Here is a 3,078-nt window from a genome sequence, read left to right as displayed (position 1 = left end):
GCCGGGTTTCAAGGAAAAGAGCGTCGACAAACTGCTCGCCGCCATCGACGAGCGGCGGGGCGTGAGCCTTGATCGCTTCCTGTTCGGCCTTGGTATCCGCCACGTGGGCGAGACGACGGCACGCGATCTGGCGCGGGTATTCCGGTCAGCGCCGGCGGTGCAGGACGCCGCGACCGCCGAAGATGCCGTGAACCGGCTGACGGCGGTGGGCGGCATCGGCAAGGTGGTGGCCGAGGCTCTGATCGATTTCTTCGCCGAGCCGCACAATCGGCAGACCCTGGCTGATCTGCTTGCGCACGTGACGCCGCAACCGCTGCCAGAGGTCAAGCAGACCGGCCTTTCAGGCAAGATCATCGTGTTCACCGGCAGTCTGGAGAAGTTCACCCGCGAGGAAGCCGAAGCCCTGGCCGAGCTGCTGGGCGCCAAAACGTCGGGCAGTGTTTCGGCGAAAACCAGCCTGCTGGTGGCGGGTCCGGGGGCGGGGTCCAAACTGGCCAAGGCGCAAGCCTTGGGAATTCAGGTGGTTGACGAAGATGGCTGGCTGGCATTGGCAGCGCAGGCGCAATCTGAATCCTGATCGGACATAGTCCATGCGTTGATTGCATGGCTGATCCTGAATCTGCTGCACTGCAACAACGACGAAGTTGGTCGTATATCCGGGCACGTCATCAGGGAATTGGCCCGGGTGACGCGTTAAGGAGCGTAACAATGAAGGTCTTGTCGACTGAATTTGAACCGCAGGTGCGTGGCTTGCCGGTTGCCGACGTATTGGCCCCGATCCGTCCCCTGCCGATCCGTAAACGCCGCGTCATGCTGACGCCGGCGTTGATCGAAGCCCGCCTGTTCCACGCGCTCTAAGCGCTGGAACGGGGCAAACATCCGGATTCAAATAGGTTTTTTCGTCAGTACCAGGCAAGGCCATTCCGCCTTGCGGTCCATCGGCCACGCCGGCACCAACCCGTGCCGGCGATAGGCGTTGGCCACGGCGCGTTGCTGGCGATCCAGCAGCCCGGCCATTACCAGTACGCCGCCAGGCGCGATGACGCGTGATAAATCCCGTGCCAGGGCGATCAGCGGCGGCGCCAGTATATTGGCCAGCACCAGATCATAAGGCGCGCGATTGTTCAACGCGGGGGCGCTAAGCCCCGGTGTGACGGCCAGAGCCATGCGGCCAATGCATGCACCTGCGACAAAATGGTTCAGCGCCATATTCTGCGCCGTCACGTCGATGGCGATGGGATCGATGTCGCTGGCGATGCAGTTGGCCGCACGCTGCTGGCGCAGGGCCGCCATCGCCAGCACACCTGTGCCCGTGCCGATATCGGCGATATTGGTAAAGCGGCGCAGTTTGCCCAGCCGGGCAATGGCGGCAAGGCAACCGTGCGTGGTGGCGTGCTGGCCGGTGCCAAAGGCCAGGCCGGCCTCGATCTGCAAGGCCCAATCGCCGATCCGCACGGCATCGGCATGATCAGCGGTGTGGACCAGAAAACGCCCGGCGCGCACCGGTTCCAGCCCGCGCTGCGACAGGGTGGTCCAGTCGGCTTCGGCCAGTTCTTCCAGGCAGGGATCAGCAGCCGACGGGAACAGGGCAACAATCTGATCCACGATCGCCGCTGCTGGCTGTTCGGCAAAATAGGCGGTCAGCACCCAATCATCGGGTTTCGACGGATCAGGTTCCTCGACATTCAGCGTTGGCGGATCGTCGATCAGATCAAACAGATCGGGCAGGGATTCAGCCTCGGCGCGGTTCACGGCAAAGCGCAATGTCCAGCTCATGCGGCGGCGACGGCGCCATTGGCCCAGACATGGCTGCAATTCAGCGCCGCTGCCGTCGTGCCGGATTCGAGCCCAGCCACGGTGATCCAGCCCTGTTCGCGCAGGCTTGTGCCAACGGCAGCCATTGTGCCCAGTGGCAGCAGCACGCGCGGGCGAGCTTCCTGGCCCAGACCCAGATCAACCAGCCCATCGACATAGAGCGAGAAGCCGATGGCCGCTTCCTGCCGGCCATCGGCGTGCGCCACCATATAGGCGCCGCCGCGGCCGACTTCGGCCATCAACCCGGCACCGAACAATGAGAAGCCGAGCCAGGTCTGATATTCAAAGCCGTGGCGTTCGGTGGGATCAAGCGTGACCGAAATATCCGCCTGCCCACTCGCCAGCCCCCCGGCCAACATCGCAATCGCATCCAGGCGGGCCAGCACGGCATCGGGCAGATCCAGCAGCTTCAGCGCGGCCAGTGCGGCCTGCACCGGGCCAGCAGCGGCAATCAGCGGCACAAACTGGGCTGCGCCGGCGGAGCGCAGGGCGCCAACATCCTTGCCATCCAGCCATGCCCGCACCTGCGCAAGGCTGGCCGTGCCCAGCGCCCAGCCAGCAGCAGCCAGATCGGCCACCAGCGTTGGCATGGTGAGATCGACCGAAAGGCCGGCAAGGCCCGTGGCGGTGAGGGCTTCGACCGCGACGGCCAACACCTCGGCAGCAGCGCCAGCGCTGTCGCTGCCGATCAGTTCAGCGCCGGCCTGGGTGCGTTCGCGTTCGGGGGAAAGCTGGTCACCGCGCACGCGCGCGACCTGCCCGGCGTACATCAGGCGCAGTGGGCGGGCCTGCCCGGCCAGCCGCGTGACGGCAATGCGGCCAACCTGGCCAGTGATGTCAGACCGCAGGGCCAGCGTCATCTGGCTGACAGGGTCGGTGAAGCGCAGGCGTTCACGGCTGCTGCCGCTGGCCAGACTGGCTTCATACTCGATCAGCGGCGGCGCTACCCGTTCATAGCCATGGGCGGCGCAGACATCGGTGAGCGTGCGCACAAGGCTGGCCAGCGCCTGCGCCTGTGGCGGCAAACGATCGCGATGCCCTTCGGGAAGGTGGCCGAAACTTGTCTTGGGGCGGCGGTTAGCCGGTTGGGGGTGGGTGGGCAAGGCCAACTGCTCCCCTCCCGTTGAGCTTCGCTCGACTGCGTCTCAGGGGAGGGGCTGGGGGTGGGGTCGCCGCGATCGAGGATGGTCCGCCGCCGCACGGCCCCACCCCTAACCCCTCCCCTGAAGGGGAGGGGAATAGGTAGGATCACACAAAGCGCAG

Annotated in this window: 4 protein-coding genes; 2 read left to right on the top strand and 2 right to left on the bottom strand. The window is 65.5% G+C overall.

All coding sequences use genetic code 11. From position 1 onward, the window contains the following. Together RMO81_RS04000 and RMO81_RS03995 are read left to right on the top strand one after the other, a co-directional pair. A partial coding sequence (locus RMO81_RS04000) for a helix-hairpin-helix domain-containing protein (protein WP_310474453.1) occupies positions 1-577 on the top strand: 577 nt, incomplete at its 5' end. A gap of 131 nt (positions 578-708) precedes the next feature. Beyond that, positions 709-858 carry a hypothetical protein gene (locus tag RMO81_RS03995; protein ID WP_310474452.1) on the top strand — a complete coding sequence of 50 codons (150 nt, stop codon included), beginning with the start codon at positions 709-711 and terminating at the stop codon, positions 856-858. Positions 859-885: 27 nt separating this feature from the next. Here RMO81_RS03995 and RMO81_RS03990 read toward each other — a convergent pair whose 3' ends face one another. Then, complete coding sequence (locus tag RMO81_RS03990; protein WP_310474451.1) at positions 886-1,776, bottom strand: 50S ribosomal protein L11 methyltransferase; 891 nt, start codon at positions 1,774-1,776, stop codon at positions 886-888. Further along, a complete protein-coding gene (locus RMO81_RS03985) occupies positions 1,773-2,918 on the bottom strand; it encodes an ATP phosphoribosyltransferase regulatory subunit (RefSeq protein WP_310474450.1) in 1,146 nt (381 codons plus the stop codon). The genes RMO81_RS03990 and RMO81_RS03985 overlap by 4 nt, the downstream gene beginning before the upstream one ends. Positions 2,919-3,078 lie beyond the last annotated feature (160 nt).

The organism is Sandarakinorhabdus sp. (assembly GCF_031422795.1).
In the GTDB taxonomy this organism is placed as follows: Bacteria; Pseudomonadota; Alphaproteobacteria; order Sphingomonadales; family Sphingomonadaceae; genus Sandarakinorhabdus.
The sequence above is the reverse complement of the archived record's forward strand: the minus strand, read 5'-3'. Positions and strand labels throughout refer to the sequence as shown.